We start from the raw sequence: 363 nt of genomic DNA, 5'->3' as shown, positions 1-363 counted from the left end.
TGAAATATGCGTCGTTAGGTATGGGTTTAATTTGCCCTGTTGATAATGCGAAGCAATTAATGACCCGTTTAGATTCTATTGCTCAAGAAGGGATCGCCGAAGACATCGAAGAGAATGGTAAAAAAGCGATCATTCGCCGTGAGCTATTCAATCACGAGTGTTTCTACACCAATGACATTTGTGATTGTGTCGAAAAGCTCGAAGGGTATGGCATTTCTTACGATGAAGTGTATGAGGTGTTTAATCACATTCGTAAAACGGAAGACGTTTATTAAACGCTAAAAGTAAAGCGCCTTGATATTTGCTGTATCAAATATCAAGGCAAATTCAATTTAAATACAGGGGTAAATAAAATGAACATTA

1 protein-coding gene is annotated in these 363 nt (G+C 37.2%); it reads left to right on the top strand.

Features of this window, described 5'->3' with window-relative positions; all coding sequences use genetic code 11:
- Positions 1 to 275 (top strand): hypothetical protein (locus tag QQ041_RS20650; RefSeq protein WP_285954955.1); only part of this gene is annotated, 275 nt, incomplete at its 5' end.
- Between the last annotated feature and the right edge of the window lie 88 nt (positions 276 to 363).

The organism is Vibrio sp. TMPB1044 (genome assembly GCF_030442075.1).
In the GTDB taxonomy this organism is placed as follows: Bacteria; Pseudomonadota; Gammaproteobacteria; order Enterobacterales; family Vibrionaceae; genus Vibrio; species Vibrio satsumensis.
The sequence above is the reverse complement of the archived record's forward strand: the minus strand, read 5'-3'. Positions and strand labels throughout refer to the sequence as shown.